Origin of the sequence: uncultured Kiloniella sp., from assembly GCF_937128705.1 — a bacterium.
Lineage (GTDB): Bacteria > Pseudomonadota > Alphaproteobacteria > Kiloniellales > Kiloniellaceae > Kiloniella.
Map to the genome: position 1 here is coordinate 1 of NZ_CAKZMP010000210.1, position 17,069 is coordinate 17,069.

A 17,069-nucleotide genomic window follows, 5' to 3' on the forward strand; every position below is an offset into this window, starting at 1 on the left:
AACTTGATCGTTTCTACGGGGCTTTACAGGCTGTTGAAAAGATTGAAGCCTCAACAGAAGAAGCTTCTGATGCTTTCCTTGAAGCGTTACAAGATGACCTCAATACGCCGTTGGCATTATCTGTCCTTCATGAGATTACAACTGAGTTAAACAAAACCGGGACGGACCGTAAAAGCCATAGAAAAGCTCTTGGTCGCTTAAAGGGTCAGCTTCTGGCTGGTGGGTATTTGCTTGGTATTCTCCAATCTGACCCCGAAGTCTGGTTCAAAGGCGAGGGTGATGATGAGCAGGATATTGAGGCTTTGATCGCAGAACGTATCGAAGCCAAGAAATCAAAAGATTTTGCCTGTGCTGATAAAATAAGGGATGACCTTGCAGCTCAAGGTATCGAGTTGCTTGATAGCCCAACGGGCACGACTTGGCGTCGTAAATAATTACGGACGTATTTGTCGTAACTGCTTACATAAATTACTGATCAATGAAGGGCCGAAATTATTTCGGCCCTTTTCGGTAAGTACTCTTAAAGATAAGTTTTCGCAAGTATAAGCAGGTATAGATAATTCAACATTTTGGGGAAGAGCTCTAAGCTATCGATCATTTCCAATTCGGTAGAATTATGCGATTTACTTTCTTTTGGAAAGAGATGGGTAATGACCAATCTTATAAAAAACGATGGATCTTTGATGATACTCTCGGGGCCGGGCCCTAGTTATTTGTAAAGGCTATGCGAATTGCCATGCCACCCAAAATTGTTGCTGTTATCCAGCGCAGCAGCGTTTTTATACGCTGACTGGCTTTGATCTTTGCTGCGGCTAAAGAAGTTAATGTGATGAGAGCAACAAAAACTATGTAGCCGTTGATATTAAAAAGAAGCCCTAAGGCGAGTGTTTGCCACACGACGTCCTGCGGTGCAGCATCAATGAACTGTGGTAGAAAGGCGAGCATGAACAGGCCAATCTTGGGATTTAAAAGGTTGGTTGTGGCACCTTCTAGGATAATACGTCCGTTTTTTGATTTTGTTGAGATTAATTGTTTTTCGTTTTCTCTATGATTTTGTGATGGTGCCGTCAAAATTTTGTAGGCGATATAAAAAAGATAGATCGCACCTGCAATTTTAAGTGTCAAAAAAGCAGTTTCAGATGCAGCTAGAAGAGCCGAAATTCCAAGGGCGGAGGCTGTGGCATGTACCATTGATCCTAGACTAATACCGAGTGCAGCAAGCAATCCGGCTTTCTTACCCTGATGTGTTGTCTTGGCAAGGACATAGGCCATATCAACACCCGGAGTTAGGTTCAACGCAACCCCCGCAAGAATGAAGGGGATTAATAACGATAAATCAGGAAGAAGCTGTGGCATGCTTAATACTCATAAAAAAAGCCCGTAAGATCTCATTTATCCTACGGGCTTTATGATCAATGGAAAGCTTTATTCAAAAACTTCGTTGATATTCTGTTCTTCTGGAAACCGTGAAGGCCCAAAACGATTTGGCCCAGTTGTGCCTCGCAAGAAACCACACTCGATGAAAATCCAAAAAGCACCAATGATCGGAACAAAAATGATAAGTGTCCACCAACCGCTTTTGTCTCGATCATGCCAACGTTTGACATGGATTAATATCGAAGGAATGAGGGTGCCGAGGGCAAAAATACCGAGCAATAAATCTTTGAGAGTTCTAGGGATATAGATTCCAATTTGTGTGTAAACACTGATAAAGGCGATACAGAGTGCGATAAGTGGCATAAAATATAGAAACCAATAGTCGAAACTTGAAATACGCCCTTTTGGTGAAAATAGGAACCATATCCAGGAAAAAACCTGATGGCCTGAAGTTAGAAATGGTTGCTTAATGACAGGATTTTCCATGAAATAATTCCTTAGTCCTATCACGAACAAATAAAGGAGTGATTTACAGGAGAGTTTGGCAGCAGCTTTATCGCGTTTTTATTGTAACTCTATCCTCGTTGTCTTGGGAAGTTGTAGATGTGATTCCATGATAGAATATCTTGAACCATGGCTGGAATGTTGACCTTTTCGTATCTGTGTGCTCAAAAGCAGGTATAAATCAATTTCACAAAGAAACTTGTAATAAAATGTCGTCAGGAACCCCAAACGAAAACCGTGTATTTCTATTTGATTCCACATTGCGTGATGGTCAGCAAACACAGGGGGTCGATTTCTCTGTTGCTGATAAAATTGCGATTGCTATGGGGTTGGATACGATTGGCGTTGATTATGTTGAGGGGGGGTGGCCTGGAGCTAACCCGACGGATAACGAGTTTTTTAATGAACGCCCTGATCTTAAAACAGCTCAGTTTGTTGCCTTTGGTATGACACGTCGCCCTGGGCGCTCGGCTGAAAACGATCCCGGACTTGCGCCGTTGGTTAATTCAGCTGCGGATGCTGTTTGCATTGTTGGCAAGACGTGGGATTTCCATGTTGATGTCGCACTTGATATTCCAAAAACAGAAAACATCGACATGATTGGTGAGTCCATTGCCTTTCTGAAAGCACGTAAAAGCGAAGCGATGTTCGATGCAGAACATTTTTTTGATGGTTATAAAGCCAATCCGCAGTTTGCTATGGACTGTCTGTTATCCGCTTATGATGCAGGTGCGCGCTGGATAGTTCTCTGTGATACCAATGGCGGTACGTTACCCCAAGAAATTCGTCAAATCGTGAGTGAGGTGACAGATAAAATTCCAGGTACATACCTTGGAATCCACTGTCATAATGATACCGAAAACGCAGTCGCTAACTCACTGGCGGCGGTTGAAGCTGGCGCGCGTCAAATACAAGGCACGCTTAATGGATTGGGCGAGCGGTGTGGCAATGCAAATCTTGTCTCGCTGATACCATCCCTAAAGCTAAAAACGTCTTATGACATTGGTGTTAGTGACGAGCAGCTCAAGCGTTTGACCTCTGTTTCTCATATGTTGGATGAACGCTTGAACCACGCTTCATCCAATAATGCAGCTTATGTCGGGCAATCTGCTTTTACCCACAAAGGGGGATTGCATGTCTCTGCTGTTGAAAAAGACCCCAAAACCTACGAGCACATAAATCCAGAGGATGTTGGTAATCGGCGTCATATTGTCGTGTCGGATCAGGCTGGTCGCTCGAACGTCTTGGCCATGTTCCGTGATATGAATATCAATTTGGATGTTCAGGATAACGGCAAGATGACAACCTTGCTACAGCGGGTGAAAGATCGGGAATATGAAGGTTATTCTTATGATGGTGCCGAGGCTAGTTTTGAGTTGTTAGCGCGGCGTGCGTTTGGGGAAGTGCCAAAGTATTTTTCACTTTCGCGCTTTCGGGTCATGGATGATCGACGCTGGGATGCTACGCATAATCTTGTGACGGAATCAGAAGCCACTGTTCGTTTGGAGGTTGGCGATAAGGAGATCATGGAAGTTTCGACAGGGAATGGTCCTGTGAACGCTTTGGACTGCGCTTTGCGCAAGGCTCTGTTGCCATTTTATCCTGAGCTTGAAGATATGGTCCTGCTTGATTATAAAGTGCGTATTTTAACACCTCAGGATGGAACCCGGGCGGTGACCCGTGTGATGATTGAATCTGGTGATAGTACTGGGCGCAGGTGGACCACGGTTGGGGTGTCGCCAAATATTATCGATGCATCGTATAACGCGATTAATGATGGCATTACATGGAAACTCTTTCATGAAAAAGCCAAAAGTATTTAATCCCGAAAAGCATTCAATCTAAGGTTTGATTTCGAGAACGGAGAAAACGGTGGCCGGTACTGATTCCACTCAGCCCGCTTTGGGGCAAACGTCAAAAACAGGCGGCCCAGCAATTATTCTGGTTAAACCCCAGCTTGGCGAAAACATCGGCATGGTCACTCGTGCTATGTTGAATAACGGTCTTACTGAACTACGTCTTGTAAAACCCAGAGATGGTTGGCCGAACCCTGCGGCGGAAGCATCGGCCGCGGGCGCGATTGAGGTGCTTGAAAAAGCGAAAGTTTTCGAGACGACAGAAGAGGCCGTTGCCGATTTACATAAAGTCTATGCAACGACGGCCCGGACCCGGGATATGACAAAGCCTGTTGCCGTGCCACATTATGCTGCGAGAGAAATGCGTGCTTTTGATCAATCTGGTCAGAAGATTGGTGTTCTCTTCGGGCCGGAAAAGGCTGGCTTGCATAATGATGATGTCGTTCTGGCTGATACTGTTATTTCTGTTCCGTTGAATCCTAAATTTTCTTCGTTGAACTTGGCACAAGCTGTCTTGTTGATCGCGTATGAATGGTTTCAGCAGGGTGTTGACGTCCCGGATGAAGAACTTTTGCTTGGTAGTTCTCCGCTTGCGACTAAAGACGAGTTGTTGAATTTTTACAAACGTCTTGAGGCAGCCTTAGATGAATCCGGGTTCCTCTGGCCGCCGGAAAAACGTCCAAACATGGTGCGTAATTTACGGAATATTTTTCAACGGGCTCATTTAACGGACCAGGAAGTCAATACACTGCACGGTGTGGTGAAGACATTGCAGCTTGGTCCAAGAGTGCAAAAGCCAAAGAAATAGCTCTTTCTATTGTGAAGGAAGGATGAAGAGAAATTGTTAAGTTTCAATCCTCACATCCTTTTTTGTCCTATCCGTTCGAAATCAGATCAAGCGGCATTTTGGAAAGATTCTCACAGCCATTTTTTGTAACGACAACTGTCTGGCCGGGGCACATGGCGGTGTTGTTATCGCTATCCATCAGGATCATGTGAAGAAAGAAGACCATATTTTCTTGCACTTCTACAGGATTTCCATGATAGAACATCGGCCAATCCATCCAGTTCGGCGCAAAAGTGGTCCCCAGGCTGTAGCCAGTAGCGTTAAGTCGATGTTCCTGCATACCTGCATCATCCGCAACCCGTGCGTAGGCATCAAACACGTCGCCGACGGCTGCGCCGGGTTTTAGGGCGTCCATACATGCGGCCATAGCTTCTGTTGCGACCTTGTGCATTTCAATCTGGCGAACTGTTGGAGTGCCGATCACAATGGTACGCATCATCGCCGCGTGGTAGTGGCGATAAGCGCCGGCCCATTCCAGTGTAATTTGGTCCTCAGAATCAAGATGCCTGCGGCCAGTGAAGTAACGACAGAGAAGGGCATTTTGGCCTGATCCAATGATAAATTCATTACCTGAATAATCACCGCCGCCTTTGAAAACGGCCCCTTGCATCGCGGCGAGAATGTCGCCTTCAAATGCTCCGGGCACGCAAAGATCATTTGCTTCGCGGAGTGCATTATCAGCAAGTTCAGCAGCTTTGCGTACATATCCCAGCTCTGCGGGGCTTTTGATGACCCTGAGTTTGCTTACGAGGTCAGAGGCATCTTCAAGGCGACAAAAACATTCCAGTGCAGCATAAAGACGGCGTCCGTTTCGGGCTGTTAATCCGTAGGCCTCAAGTTCGACTCCAAAGGTTTTATCCTTTCCGCCGTGTTCATCCAGAATCTTCCGGAGTTCTAATTCAGGTGTCGCATCGGGGCCATCAACCCATATCCTCACATCGTCAATAATCGATGTATGTTTGGCTTGTCGTAGATCTGCCGATCGGGTCAGCAAAGTCATTGTTCCATCGGAACCAAGGTAAAGACACTGAAAGAAAACGTAACCGAAAGTATCGTATCCGGTTAGGTAAAACATTGATTCTTGACGGAAAATTAGCATTCCGTCTAAGTTTCTTTTTACCATTTCGTTGATTGTATTCTGACGGCGTTGGGCCAGTTCCTCTTTGGAAAAGTGGATTGCCATTGGCTTAACCTCGTAAAATGAGTATTTCTGCTGACCTGCAAGAAAGTTGTAAAAGGCATCTTACGCAGGCTTTTCAATCTGTACAGCGGGAAATAGGTTTGACTTTTGGAAGTGTATCCGTATAGTCGCGCCTGCATTCCCGGGAAAGTGGGGCGGCCCAAGGCCTGTTCCCCGTCCTTAATTGGAACTACCGGGACACCAAACTTAATATATAGGATACAGAAATGTCCAAGCGTATTGCTGCTAAATATAAGATTAATCGCCGTCTTGGCGTGAATCTTTGGGGTCGCCCAAAAAGCCCCCTAAACCGTCGTGACTACGGCCCTGGTCAGCATGGCCAACGCCGCAAAGGTAAGACTTCTGACTTTGGTACACAGCTTATGGCCAAACAGAAGCTCAAAGGTTACTACGGTAACATCGGTGAAAAACAGTTCCGTCGTTACTTCGCAGAAGCTAACCGTCGTAAAGGTGACACAGGTCAAAACCTTGTTGGTATCCTTGAAAGCCGTCTGGACGCTGTTGTTTACCGCGCGAAATTCGTACCAACTGTATTTGCTGCGCGTCAGTTCGTTAACCACGGTCACGTAACTGTAAACGGCAAAAAAGTGAACATCCCTTCTTATCTTGTTAAAGAAGGTGATGTGATCGAAGTTAAAGAGAAAAGTCGTCAGATCCCAATGGTTCTGGAAGCTGTCGAATCTGTTGAGCGTGAAGTTCCAGAATATGTAAATTCCGATCTGAAAGCGATGAAAGCTACTTTCGTTCGCGTTCCTGAACTTGCTGATATTCCATATCCAGTTCAGATGGAACCAAATCTGATCATCGAATTTTACTCCCGCTAATCGGGACGAAAATTCTGCCAACGATTTTCGGTGGCATCAAATGGTTATCAAAAAAGGTTGTCAGCTTTGCTGGCAACCTTTTTTATTTCCGTAATTCGTATTGTCTCGACTGTTTTAAGCCTCTGTGCTTTTGACCAAAGATTTAAAACTTAAAAGCTTTCGATGCCAGGAAATTTACATTCGCCTCTGGTGTAGATTTGGTTTACGCGTCCAAAACGATGCTGAACAATTTGTAAATAACCTTTACAGTCTTCAAAGCGAATATAGGTGTCGTACCCAAATATCCGGCGCTTATTGCGAAAGTCTCTAATTGTTCTTTGCGAGGTAATTTTGCTTTCGTCAATTTTATATTTCGTGAGAACGTCTTTGATTTCTTGTGGATAAGGACTTATTGAATTCGCAGATACAGGATTATTGATAAATAAAAAGAGTAAACAGAAAATCGTGAACGGCTGCATAACGTGTTTTTCTTTAATCATGTTATTCGTTCTCTTGTGTCGTGCGTATAATAAACGATGACGGTTTAGTAGAGACAAAAAAAGGCCGCATAAAGCGGCCTCTTTCGATTGTCAGTGAAGGTTAAGAAGCTTGTTCTTGAGTTTCTAACCCTTTGTCTTTGAAGAACTGTTGCAGCTCACCGGTCTGGAACATTTCGCGAAGAATATCACAACCGCCAACGAATTCACCTTTGACGTAAAGCTGTGGAATAGTCGGCCAGTTACTAAAATCTTTAATACCTTGGCGAATGCTTGGGTCTTGAAGAACGTCAATACCAGTAAATTTTACGCCGAGATGAGTGAGGATTTGGGCGGAAGTTGCGGAAAACCCACATTGTGGAAATACAGGTGTTCCTTTCATGAAAAGTACAACGTCGTTTTCATTTACTTCCTGACGAATGCGTTCAGCGACAACGTTATCCATAGGGTCTATTCCTTGATCGTATTAATTTAATAGGTGGGCTTAGCTCTGCGGGGCAGAGGTCTGTAAAGCCAGCGCGTGTAACTCATTGCCCATGCGTCCTTGAAGGGCTTGATAAACCATTTGGTGCTGTTGCACGCGGGTTTTTCCTTCAAAGGCAGGCGAAACGACGTAAGCTGCATAGTGATCACCATCGCCACGAAGATCTTCAATGGTTACATCTGCTTCGGGCAGTGCTTCCCGAATCAGTGCTTCGATCTCTGCAGGGTTCATCGGCATAAATACTGTCCTTGTTCTCATTTCTCCGGTTCAGATTGAGACCTTGTTTTGGATTCTCAACCCTTTTCAGATACCACACTACAAAGCTTGTTCGAAAAGATCTACAGGAGAGGTATGTTTAATCCTCTCCTGCGTCAAAATTTCTTTTCGAAGGATAGATTAAGACTACCCAGCCATATAGTTCGGCATCCATGCTTCGTTACATGCACGAAGCTCTGCTACGGATATGGTGCTTCCACCCGGTAGCGTCAAGTCATTGCCGCCTGTACGTCCAACAACAACAGCTGAAACACCAGCTTCTTCGGCTGCTTCGAGCAAGCTTTCGGCATCACCGATAGAAATCAGGTAACGTCCCTGATCTTCACCAAATAACCATGCTGTCGTTGGTATCTCAACGTTAGCAGGTTTTATGACTTCGGCACCCATGTTTGAGGCTATGGCCATATCTGCAATTGCTGCGGCAAGGCCACCGTCAGAGAGATCGTGACAGCTTTCTACAAAACCACCTTCAATCTGAGATCTGACAAAATCACCGTTTTTACGTTCGGCAGCAAGATCAACAACCGGGGCATTCCCTTCACGACGTCCTTCGATGACATCAAGGTATATGGACATGCCTATATGCCCGATTGAGTCCCCGATAAGAACGAGGCTTTCGTTTTCTGATCCAAAAGTAACAGTGGCAGTTTTATCAGAATCTTTAAGTAAGCCGACACCACCGATAACCGGCGTTGGTAGAATACCTTTGCCGTTGGTTTCGTTGTAAAGGGACACGTTTCCGGATACGACGGGGTAATCCAGAGCCAGACAAGCGTCTCGCATGCCCTCGATACAACCAACAAACTGTCCCATAATTTCAGGACGTTCCGGGTTACCAAAATTCATATTATCGGTAATAGCCAAAGGCGTCGCACCAACCGCGGTAATGTTGCGGTAAGTTTCTGCCACGGCTTGTGCGCCACCGCGAACTGGGTTCGCTTTGCAATAACGCGGCGTACAGTCAGAAGTCACAGCAAGAGCACGATTAGTCCCGTGGACACGAACAACACCAGCGTCACCGCCTGGGCGTTGGATCGTATCGCCCATTACCATGTGATCGTATTGTTCCCACACCCAGCGACGGCTGGACATGTTCGGAGAGCTCATCAAAGTCTTCAAAGCATCCGTTGTGTCGGTTGCTTCTTTGATATCGTTTGCCAGTACATCTTTGGAATCTGGTGTTGGCACCCATGGGCGGTCATATTCCGGGGAATGATGTGCCAATGGTTTGATCGGTAGATCTCCAACGATATCTCCGTGGAATTTCAGAACCATACGTTTGCTATCGGTCAGCGTGCCAATGACAGCAAAATCGAGGTCCCATTTTTCCATGATAGAACGTGCGAGATCTTCTTTCCCCGGCTTGAGGATGATCAGCATGCGTTCCTGACTTTCGGAAAGCATCATCTCGTAAGGAGTCATGCCTTCTTCGCGCTGTGGAACCTGATCCAGATTAAGCTCAACGCCCATGTCACCAGAAGAAGCCATCTCAAAAGAAGAAGATGTCAGCCCAGCAGCACCCATATCCTGAATAGCAACGATGGCATCCGTTTGCATGAGTTCCAGACAGGCTTCAATCAACAGCTTTTCTGTGAAAGGATCGCCAACCTGTACTGTAGGCCGCTTTTCATCGGATGCATCATCAAATTCAGCCGAAGCCATTGTTGCCCCGTGGATGCCGTCACGACCTGTTTTAGAGCCGACATAAACAACGGGGTTCCCAACGCCAGACGCCTGGGCTGTGAAGATACGGTCAGCTTTTGCCAGACCAACGGTCATGGCATTTACAAGGATGTTGCCGTTATAAGATGGATCAAATTCGACTTCACCAGCAACTGTTGGTACGCCAACGCAGTTACCATAGCCCCCGACGCCAGCAACAACACCAGAAACGAGATGGCGTGTTTTTGGATGATCAGGCTCACCAAAACGCAGCGCGTTTACGTTGGCAATTGGGCGGGCACCCATGGTGAAAACATCACGCAGGATACCACCGACACCTGTCGCAGCACCTTGGTAAGGTTCGATAAAGCTTGGGTGGTTGTGGCTTTCCATTTTGAAAATGGCGGCATTGCCGTCGCCAATATCAATAACACCGGCGTTTTCACCTGGGCCCATAATGACTTGGGGACCCTCGGTTGGAAGCGTTTTAAGCCATTTTTTTGATGATTTGTAGGAACAGTGCTCGGACCACATAACTGAGAAAATACCCAGTTCCAGAAGATTGGGTTCGCGACCCATAATTTCGAGAACAAGAGCGTACTCTTCTTCGTTGATCCCGTGTTCAGCGACGATTTCAGGGGTAATTTCACTCATTTTTCTATCACCTTATGAAAGTGCCGCAACGAGGCTATCAAACATGGGGCGTCCATCTGTGCCGCCGAGAACGTCTTCGCAAAGGCGCTCAGGGTGCGGCATCATACCAAGAACATTGCCCTTGGTGTTGTAAACACCGGCAATATTATTGAGAGAGCCATTTGGGTTACTGGTTTCGCTAACGCTGCCGTCTTCGGCGCTATAGCGGAAAGCAACTTGTCCATTGTCTTCTAGGACTTTCAGGCCTTCAGCATCTACGAAGTAGTTTCCATCGTGATGTGCAACAGGAATGCGGATGTTTTGCCCAGCTTGATATTGCTTAGTAAAGACAGTGTCGTTGCGCTCAACTTTAAGGTGAAGGTCGCGGCAGACAAATTTCAGGTTGCTGTTACGCATAAGCGCGCCTGGGACAAGGCCACATTCTGTCAGGACCTGAAAACCATTACAGATACCAAGAACAGGGACACCTTTGTTTGCGCGAGCAACAACTTCTTTCATAACAGGTGATTTGGCTGACATAGCACCACAGCGAAGATAATCGCCATAGGAAAATCCACCGGGAAGGCAAATTAGATCAACATCATCAAAGTCGGCGTCTTTATGCCAGACCATCTGGGGTTCAGATCCCATGGATTGACGCAACGCAACCTGAATATCTCGGTCACAGTTGGATCCTGGGAAAACGATAACCGCCGCTTTCATTGGCAAGTTCCTCGTAGTTTGAAATTACAGTAAGCCATTACAGATCTTTAGTTGTGATTGCAGAAATATATTTCTGCAAAGCACGAACTTACTGTTCCAGATCGATGGAATAGTTTTCGATCACAGTGTTTGCCAAAAGCTTTTCGCACATGGCTGTAACGGTTTCGCGTGCTTTAACTTCATCGGTTTCTGCGATATCGAGTTCGATGAATTTTCCCTGACGTGCTTCGTTAACACCATCAAAGCCCAAAGAGCCTAGTGTGTGTTCGATTGCTTTGCCCTGGGGGTCTAGGACTCCGTTTTTCAGAGTGACATGGATGCGCGCTTTCACCCGTATTCTCCATTATTCAGTTGCGAACAGTCGTCGGTAGGTATTTCGACTAACTGATTAGCGACTTTCGTTTAAACAACTTGGGGACCTTTTAAAGGCCCCCGCTACAATGGGCCTTTAGGCCCAGATTTCGTTCACAGTATTGCGTGACGACATACACAAGATCAGAACAAACGCTTGTATCATTGCTGGTCTTGTTTTCAGAGAAAAAGTCGTCAAAGCTTTATGGAAACTGTTTATGGGCAGGTATGACAGAACTGACCCTGCGCCAATAGGTGCGGATGACAGGCAATAGTGTAATGTGCCCGTTAAAGAGGCCAATGGTTTGCCTTTGTAAAATGGCTTGCCTGGCATTTTCTCAGTCCCTTGGGTTTCTACCCATAAAGAGATAACAAAGGATGAATTTCTGTTTCCAACCCTATACATTCGCGGTCCATATAGCAGCCTACGCTATAGAAGACAATCCCACTTTGGCTTTCTCAGCCAGATAGAATTTGTTGGAAATAAGCTCTTTCTGTTTCAGCAGTATTAACTGCTTAATATTACAGATCATTCTGATTGATTTATCTTGCTTTTTTAAGCTGCTGAGTTTGTATTTTTCGTGTTTATCAGTTTGACTGATAAAATGAATTTTATATCTGTACTTCTTCAAAAGGAACATCACCGGGCTTGCCATTGGCAAACCACCATTTTGTTTTTTCCGGAGTCCCGGATTTTGTCGTGATCTCTGGGTTGGCTAAGGCAATGAGAGAGGATGAACTTGTTTCAAACCCTGTTTGGGTTTCTACTGTCATTGCGTTTTTGGGGTCGCAATTTTTACGGGCTAAAATTTCCTTCCATCCCGACCAGTCATTTGCATCGACATCAGGAATAGAATTCTCAAAATCCTGTCTATGGGAAATGATACGTGGGCTGTCATCGTTGCCATCGCCAGCCGTGATCATAAAAATACCCTTGGGAATGGGGAAAACTTCGACCATCCCCGGACCATTTTCTGTATCATTTCGTAACCAGAAAGCTTTTTTATAATCTGCAATAATAAGATTAAAGCTTCTGTAAGCTGCGGTATTTAAATCGGCAAGCGCAATGGCCGCATCATAAGAATCGGCATGGTCTAGAGCTTCTAGAACCAGTTCGCCTCTACTCCGTTTGTCTTCTTTCGTGCCGAGGTTTCCTCGACGATTTAAAACACATGATATGAGACCGTAATCATTTACTCCCAACCAAGTGCCCCCGGCAAGTTCATCCAAGCCTGCAATAGTTTCTGGGCGGTCATCCCAATGACGTTTTGGGGGAAGCCAAGGACGATCATTCATTTCGTCCCGATTACCAGCAAATAAAAGTGGCCATTTATGACCGGGGCGAGAGAGAAGCGTAACGGTACACATAGTTCCTACTATAAAATGGGTTCCTGCTATAAAATGCAATTATATTAATATAATTAACGAGTTTCCCTTGCAGAAGTGAAGGGAGATGACAAAATATATAACAGATGGTTCTATGAATAGCTTTCAGTTATTTTGTAAACTGATTTCGTACTGGAATAACCAACAGTTTTAAGTTCAAGAATAACAATTAAGTTCAGGCAAGGAGTCTTTGTTCTATGACTAATATTAGTGACCGCGAAAAGGCATTTGAAGACAAATACCAGCACGATGAAGAGTTGCGGTTCAAAACAGAAGCACGTCGTAACAAGCTTCTTGGGCTTTGGGCTGCTGATTTGATGGGTCTCACCGGGGATGCTGCGGAAGAATATGCAAAGACTGTTGTCAAAGCAGACTTGATTGAGCCTGGTGAAGAGGACGTTAAACAAAAGGTTCTCAAAGATTTCCAGAGCCGTAATGTAGATAAATCAGTTCATCAGTTAGAGCGTCAGATGGCTGAGTTGATGGAAGAAGCCAAAAAACAGATGATGAGCTAATAATCGCAATTAGCCTCGTTTTTTATGATTACGTTAAAAGGAGCTTTCTAGAGAAGGCTCCTTTTTTGGTTTTAAATCATATTGCTTGATAAGTGGCTTGAGGCTTTGCGAATAAACTTTTGGTTATTAAGTTGCGTTTATACTGAACGATACAGAAGTATTTCAGTATCTTTAGTATTTCAGTATCTTTCAGGGAAATGTAAATATGGATGCATTACAGGAATTGAAAGAAGCTCATGAAAACAAGTTTAAGCATGAGCAGGATATCCTCTTTAAAGCTAAAATACGCCGGAATAGATTGGTCGGGCTTTGGGCTGGTGAATTAATGGAATTCTCTAGGAGCGATATCGAAAAATATGCAGAAGAGTTGGTTCAGTTGCATATCAACGACACGGGGCGCGATCGGTTGCAGGTTAAGATCGTCGATGATTTTAATCGCAACGGTGTGCACAAATCTGAACATCGTATCGAAAGACAGATTCAAGAATTTATGCAGCAGGCTATAGAGCTGGTGAAAAACGAATAGACGATTTCAAGGGCTTATATAATATAAAGAGAGCCCCAAAAACAGGGGCTCTCTTGTTCAAGGATATACCGTTCGTGAAGCTAAATCACTTCCCGAAAATGCGCTCGAAAATACGATCAACATTTTTGGTGTGGTAGCTGATGGAATCTTCATCAAGAAGTTTGCTGAGTTTTTCAACACTTAGAATCTCCATTAAACCTTCGTCTTTAGACATAAAGAAGAAGAAGCGGTTGTCGTGTTCCTGTGCTTCTTTTTCTACAGCATCGAGCTCAGCTGGTGAATCTGGATTATCTGGATCAATGCCATAGCTTTTCCAAACACGCATGGCATTGCGTTGAACAATGCGATAAGCATCTTCACGGCTGATGTCGTTCTGTGTGAGGTAAAGCAAAACACGCTGGGCATCGTGGATGCCACCAAAGTTGTTCATATGATCGAGCATGTTTTGCGGATAGACCACAAGTTTTTCGATCGTGCCGGCCAAGCGATTTAGAGCAAAATCAAGTGTTACAGTCGCATCTGGGCCGATCATGCGTTCAACAGAAGAGTGTGAAATATCACGCTCGTGCCATAGGGCGACGTTTTCCAGGGCAGGTGTAACTGCGGAACGAACAATACGCGCCAATCCGGTCAGGTTTTCTGTCAGGATTGGATTACGTTTGTGCGGCATTGCAGAAGAGCCTTTTTGACCCGGCGCAAAATATTCCTGTGCTTCGCGAACTTCAGTGCGTTGCAAGTGACGGATTTCAGTTGCAACGTTTTCGACAGAAGAAGCGATGATCCCCAGAACAGCAAAGTAATTTGCATGACGATCACGGGGGATGACCTGTGTCGAAATTGGCTCGGGCGTCAAACCCATTTTATCGGCAACGTGTTCTTCTACGGATGGATCAACATTCGCAAAGGTACCTACAGCACCGGAAATTGCACAGGTTGCAATTTCTTCACGGGCTTGTTGCAGGCGTTTTTTGTTTCGGTCCATTTCGGCATAGAAACGGGCAAATTTAAGCCCCATGGTTACAGGTTCGGCATGGATGCCGTGGGAACGACCAATACAAGCCATGTGCTTAGTTTCTTTGGCACGCTTTTCCAGTGCGGCGAGCAAGCGATCCACATCAGCAAGCAAAATATCAGCAGCTTGTGACATCTGAACAGACAAGCAAGTATCCAACACATCTGAGGATGTCATGCCTTGGTGCACAAATCTGGATTCTTCACCAACGTTCTCAGCTAGCTCTGTCAGAAATGCGATAACGTCGTGTTTAACTTCGGCTTCAATTTCATCAATACGAGCGATGCGTTCAGGAGTGTAAGGTATTTGACCTTTTTTCCAAATAACGGCGGCTGCTTCTTTAGGGATAACGCCCAGAGATGCTTGGGCGTCGCAAGCATGTGCTTCAATTTCAAACCAGATACGAAACTTGTTTTCTGCTTCCCAGATTGAAGTCATTTCTGGGCGACTATAACGCGGGATCATGGTGCTTTTGTTCCTTTTGGAAAGTGCACAAAGGTATGGCTAGCTTTTACTGCCAACAATCTCAGGGTGAAACAAGCGAAGTTGTTAGCGTCTGTCAACCGTTATAGTGATTTTATAGGGTGCTTTCCTTCTGTGAAGATCGTTTTGTTAACAAACAGAAGTGATTTTTCCATTTTACATACAACCCTTTGTCTTTGTGTCTCTGTCTTTCAACAACTCGTTTCTTGTGTTATAGCCCTCGACGATAAAATTTAATGAAAAATTCATTGAGGCGGATGTGACACAAAATTCAGTAAAAAATGCTGATAATCTAACTGACTTTTCCAAGCTTTATTGGCAGTGGCTGCCATTATTGATGGTCGCGGTCATGGTTATTGGTCGTACGATTTTTCCAGATTGGGCAGAGTACGAATACTACATTGAGAGCGAGCGCCGCGGTATCGTTGAGAATGCTGCGTTTGTTATGTTGGTGCCAGCGGTTATTTTTGGCTTCCTTGCTTGGCGTATGCGTGATGCCCTGCCGTCAAAATACCTCGGTTATTGGTTGATGCTTTGTACGATAGCAGTCTTTATTGCTGCGGGCGAAGAAGCGAGTTGGGGGCAGCATTGGTTCCAGTGGGAAACGCCCGAAAGCTTGGCGGCCATTAATGACCATAACGAGACCAATTTCCACAATACGCTCAATGGTCATGATACGACAATAAAATCGATTATCATGGTTGGCATGGCGATTGGAACGATTGTTATTCCGCTTATAATCAAGTTTGGCTATATGGCCAAACCAGCGATGGGAAGTGCTCTTTACTGGTTGTTTCCAACTGTTGTTGGGTTGCCAGTTACCATCTATTGTCTTGTAAGCCGTGTCTTGAGACAACTGTTTCAGAAATGGACCCGACTAGATGAGCACATGTATTTTGATATGGATTTGAACGAGTTGAGCGAGTTTTATGTGGCTTGTTTCTTGTTCTTCTATCTATTCTCTTTTTGGTATCGGTTGCGTCAGGTTAAGTCGCAATAAAACGATCCATTATATCGTAAAAGAGGCTGCCGAAAGGTGGCCTTTTTTATTAGGAAGATAGCACTGTTTTACAGAATCCCAAGGTGGCGAAAGCTGCTGTTCCCCGTTTTGCTGATGATGAGATGATCATGTAGTTCGATCCCAAGCTTGCCACAGATTTCTTTGACTTCTTTTGTCATCGCGATATCTGCTTGTGATGGGGAGGGGTCGCCGCTGGGGTGATTGTGGACCATGATCAGGGCAGAGGCATTTAGTTCCAAAGCACGCTTAACAACTTCCCGTGGATAGACGGGTGTGTGATCAATTGTGCCTTTTTGCTGAATTTCATCAGCAATAAGACGATTTTTCCGATCTAGAAAAAGCAATCGAAACTGTTCTATTTTTTCTCGTGCCATAACGATTTTACAATATTCGATAAGGCGGTCCCATGTATCAATCACAGGGTGATCGAGAATGGCATCCTTTGTTAAGCGGCGGGCCGCTTCGGGAATTAGCTTTAGCAGTGACGCGGCTGCATCACCTACACCAGTGACTTGTTTGAGCTCTTCAGGTGAAGCCGAAAAGACTTCGGCTAAAGAGCCGAAAGTTTCAATGAGTTTCTTTGCCAGAGGTTTGGTGTCGCCCCGTGGATTAACGCCAAAAAGAAGGAACTCAAGCACCTCATAGTCAGCAAGGCTTTCAACACCCTTTTCCAGCAGGCGCTGACGTAGCCTATCGCGATGACCATGATAATGTGGCTTTTCTGTTTTCAAACTAATGCCTGAGTTTATCCAGATTTATAGGGTGTTTAATCGTATGGTGGTTTATGCCAACCTTTGGGGGATAGGGTGAAAATTTCACATCCATCGGCGGTTACACCTAACGTGTGCTCGTACTGCATTGAAAGAGATTTGTCCTTCGTTACGGCTGGCCAGACATCATTTAGAACTTTGC

General features: G+C 45.1%; 20 protein-coding genes and 1 pseudogene. 7 read left to right on the forward strand and 14 right to left on the reverse strand.

What is annotated here, in order from left to right; all coding sequences use genetic code 11:
- The coding region (locus Q0241_RS11195) for a DALR domain-containing protein (protein ID WP_366941175.1) at positions 1-434 on the forward strand (434 nt) is incomplete at its 5' end.
- Between the two features lie 271 nt (positions 435-705).
- Here Q0241_RS11195 and Q0241_RS11200 read toward each other — a convergent pair.
- Both Q0241_RS11200 and Q0241_RS11205 read right to left on the reverse strand, forming a co-directional pair.
- Positions 706-1,356: a LysE family translocator gene (locus Q0241_RS11200; RefSeq protein ID WP_299377368.1), complete on the reverse strand. Its 651-nt coding sequence runs from the start codon at positions 1,354-1,356 to the stop codon at positions 706-708.
- A 69-nt stretch (positions 1,357-1,425) separates the two neighbouring features.
- Positions 1,426-1,863: a DUF805 domain-containing protein gene (locus Q0241_RS11205; RefSeq protein WP_299377370.1), complete on the reverse strand. Its 438-nt coding sequence runs from the start codon at positions 1,861-1,863 to the stop codon at positions 1,426-1,428.
- Positions 1,864-2,090: 227 nt separating this feature from the next.
- On the opposite strand from Q0241_RS11205, the gene cimA reads away from it, so the two are divergent.
- Together cimA and Q0241_RS11215 are read left to right on the forward strand one after the other, a co-directional pair.
- Positions 2,091-3,704 (forward strand): citramalate synthase, encoded by a 1,614-nt coding sequence (gene cimA, locus Q0241_RS11210; RefSeq protein WP_299377372.1) that lies wholly within the window; start codon positions 2,091-2,093, stop codon positions 3,702-3,704.
- Positions 3,705-3,753: 49 nt separating this feature from the next.
- A complete protein-coding gene (locus Q0241_RS11215) occupies positions 3,754-4,545 on the forward strand; it encodes an RNA methyltransferase (RefSeq protein WP_299377374.1) in 792 nt (263 codons plus the stop codon).
- Between the two features lie 67 nt (positions 4,546-4,612).
- On the opposite strand, the gene Q0241_RS11220 is transcribed toward Q0241_RS11215, so the two are convergent.
- Positions 4,613-5,767, reverse strand: coding sequence for a Xaa-Pro peptidase family protein (locus Q0241_RS11220; protein ID WP_299377376.1), 1,155 nt, complete (start codon positions 5,765-5,767; stop codon positions 4,613-4,615).
- 224 nt (positions 5,768-5,991) lie between these two features.
- Between Q0241_RS11220 and rpsD the strand changes: the two genes are divergently transcribed.
- A complete protein-coding gene (gene rpsD, locus Q0241_RS11225) occupies positions 5,992-6,609 on the forward strand; it encodes a 30S ribosomal protein S4 (RefSeq protein WP_047765689.1) in 618 nt (205 codons plus the stop codon).
- A gap of 149 nt (positions 6,610-6,758) precedes the next feature.
- Here the strand turns inward: rpsD and Q0241_RS11230 are convergent, their stop codons facing one another.
- The 8 genes from Q0241_RS11230 to Q0241_RS11265 form a co-directional block, all read right to left on the reverse strand.
- Positions 6,759-7,088: a hypothetical protein gene (locus tag Q0241_RS11230; RefSeq protein WP_299377381.1), complete on the reverse strand. Its 330-nt coding sequence runs from the start codon at positions 7,086-7,088 to the stop codon at positions 6,759-6,761.
- A 100-nt stretch (positions 7,089-7,188) separates the two neighbouring features.
- Positions 7,189-7,530, reverse strand: a complete 342-nt coding sequence (grxD, locus tag Q0241_RS11235) for a Grx4 family monothiol glutaredoxin (RefSeq protein ID WP_085904255.1) — start codon at positions 7,528-7,530, stop codon at positions 7,189-7,191.
- 39 nt (positions 7,531-7,569) lie between these two features.
- The gene (locus Q0241_RS11240) at positions 7,570-7,806 is read right to left on the reverse strand and encodes a BolA family protein (protein ID WP_085901405.1); all 237 of its coding nucleotides are present in this window, start codon (positions 7,804-7,806) and stop codon (positions 7,570-7,572) included.
- Between the two features lie 165 nt (positions 7,807-7,971).
- Positions 7,972-10,161 (reverse strand): phosphoribosylformylglycinamidine synthase subunit PurL, encoded by a 2,190-nt coding sequence (purL, locus tag Q0241_RS11245; protein ID WP_299377389.1) that lies wholly within the window; start codon positions 10,159-10,161, stop codon positions 7,972-7,974.
- Between the two features lie 12 nt (positions 10,162-10,173).
- On the reverse strand, positions 10,174-10,863 hold the full coding sequence (purQ, locus tag Q0241_RS11250) for a phosphoribosylformylglycinamidine synthase subunit PurQ (protein ID WP_299377391.1): 690 nt from the start codon (positions 10,861-10,863) through the stop codon (positions 10,174-10,176).
- A gap of 88 nt (positions 10,864-10,951) precedes the next feature.
- Positions 10,952-11,194 (reverse strand): phosphoribosylformylglycinamidine synthase subunit PurS, encoded by a 243-nt coding sequence (purS, locus tag Q0241_RS11255; protein WP_299377393.1) that lies wholly within the window; start codon positions 11,192-11,194, stop codon positions 10,952-10,954.
- Positions 11,195-11,311: 117 nt separating this feature from the next.
- Positions 11,312-11,548, reverse strand: a complete 237-nt coding sequence (locus tag Q0241_RS11260) for a hypothetical protein (RefSeq protein ID WP_299377395.1) — start codon at positions 11,546-11,548, stop codon at positions 11,312-11,314.
- Between the two features lie 278 nt (positions 11,549-11,826).
- Positions 11,827-12,582, reverse strand: a complete 756-nt coding sequence (locus tag Q0241_RS11265) for an NRDE family protein (RefSeq protein ID WP_299377397.1) — start codon at positions 12,580-12,582, stop codon at positions 11,827-11,829.
- Positions 12,583-12,797: 215 nt separating this feature from the next.
- On the opposite strand from Q0241_RS11265, the gene Q0241_RS11270 reads away from it, so the two are divergent.
- Together Q0241_RS11270 and Q0241_RS11275 are read left to right on the forward strand one after the other, a co-directional pair.
- Positions 12,798-13,115, forward strand: coding sequence for a DUF1476 domain-containing protein (locus Q0241_RS11270; RefSeq protein WP_299377399.1), 318 nt, complete (start codon positions 12,798-12,800; stop codon positions 13,113-13,115).
- 205 nt (positions 13,116-13,320) lie between these two features.
- A complete protein-coding gene (locus Q0241_RS11275) occupies positions 13,321-13,641 on the forward strand; it encodes a DUF1476 domain-containing protein (RefSeq protein ID WP_299377401.1) in 321 nt (106 codons plus the stop codon).
- 85 nt (positions 13,642-13,726) lie between these two features.
- Here Q0241_RS11275 and purB read toward each other — a convergent pair whose 3' ends face one another.
- Complete coding sequence (gene purB, locus Q0241_RS11280) at positions 13,727-15,118, reverse strand: adenylosuccinate lyase (RefSeq protein ID WP_299377403.1); 1,392 nt, start codon at positions 15,116-15,118, stop codon at positions 13,727-13,729.
- A gap of 277 nt (positions 15,119-15,395) precedes the next feature.
- Between purB and Q0241_RS11285 the strand changes: the two genes are divergently transcribed.
- Entirely contained in the window at positions 15,396-16,136 is a 741-nt protein-coding gene (locus tag Q0241_RS11285) for a hypothetical protein (protein WP_299377405.1), read from the forward strand.
- Between the two features lie 68 nt (positions 16,137-16,204).
- On the opposite strand, the gene radC is transcribed toward Q0241_RS11285, so the two are convergent.
- Positions 16,205-16,888 carry a DNA repair protein RadC gene (gene radC / locus Q0241_RS11290; RefSeq protein WP_299377407.1) on the reverse strand — a complete coding sequence of 228 codons (684 nt, stop codon included), beginning with the start codon at positions 16,886-16,888 and terminating at the stop codon, positions 16,205-16,207.
- A 35-nt stretch (positions 16,889-16,923) separates the two neighbouring features.
- Positions 16,924-17,069 (reverse strand): annotated as a pseudogene (locus Q0241_RS11295) (type I methionyl aminopeptidase); the annotation flags it as partial.

Excerpts from the sequence above, each read along its gene's own strand:
- Q0241_RS11200 (WP_299377368.1), bottom strand. The coding sequence starts at position 1,356 with ATGCCACAGCTTCTTCCTGATTTATCGTTATTAATCCCCTTCATTCTT.
- Q0241_RS11205 (WP_299377370.1), bottom strand. The coding sequence starts at position 1,863 with ATGGAAAATCCTGTCATTAAGCAACCATTTCTAACTTCAGGCCATCAG.
- cimA (WP_299377372.1), top strand. The coding sequence starts at position 2,091 with ATGTCGTCAGGAACCCCAAACGAAAACCGTGTATTTCTATTTGATTCC.
- Q0241_RS11220 (WP_299377376.1), bottom strand. The coding sequence starts at position 5,767 with ATGGCAATCCACTTTTCCAAAGAGGAACTGGCCCAACGCCGTCAGAAT.
- rpsD (WP_047765689.1), top strand. The coding sequence starts at position 5,992 with ATGTCCAAGCGTATTGCTGCTAAATATAAGATTAATCGCCGTCTTGGC.
- Q0241_RS11230 (WP_299377381.1), bottom strand. The coding sequence starts at position 7,088 with ATGATTAAAGAAAAACACGTTATGCAGCCGTTCACGATTTTCTGTTTA.
- grxD (WP_085904255.1), bottom strand. The coding sequence starts at position 7,530 with ATGGATAACGTTGTCGCTGAACGCATTCGTCAGGAAGTAAATGAAAAC.
- Q0241_RS11240 (WP_085901405.1), bottom strand. The coding sequence starts at position 7,806 with ATGCCGATGAACCCTGCAGAGATCGAAGCACTGATTCGGGAAGCACTG.
- purL (WP_299377389.1), bottom strand. The coding sequence starts at position 10,161 with ATGAGTGAAATTACCCCTGAAATCGTCGCTGAACACGGGATCAACGAA.
- purQ (WP_299377391.1), bottom strand. The coding sequence starts at position 10,863 with ATGAAAGCGGCGGTTATCGTTTTCCCAGGATCCAACTGTGACCGAGAT.
- Q0241_RS11260 (WP_299377395.1), bottom strand. The coding sequence starts at position 11,548 with ATGCCAGGCAAGCCATTTTACAAAGGCAAACCATTGGCCTCTTTAACG.
- Q0241_RS11265 (WP_299377397.1), bottom strand. The coding sequence starts at position 12,582 with ATGTGTACCGTTACGCTTCTCTCTCGCCCCGGTCATAAATGGCCACTT.
- Q0241_RS11270 (WP_299377399.1), top strand. The coding sequence starts at position 12,798 with ATGACTAATATTAGTGACCGCGAAAAGGCATTTGAAGACAAATACCAG.
- Q0241_RS11275 (WP_299377401.1), top strand. The coding sequence starts at position 13,321 with ATGGATGCATTACAGGAATTGAAAGAAGCTCATGAAAACAAGTTTAAG.
- purB (WP_299377403.1), bottom strand. The coding sequence starts at position 15,118 with ATGATCCCGCGTTATAGTCGCCCAGAAATGACTTCAATCTGGGAAGCA.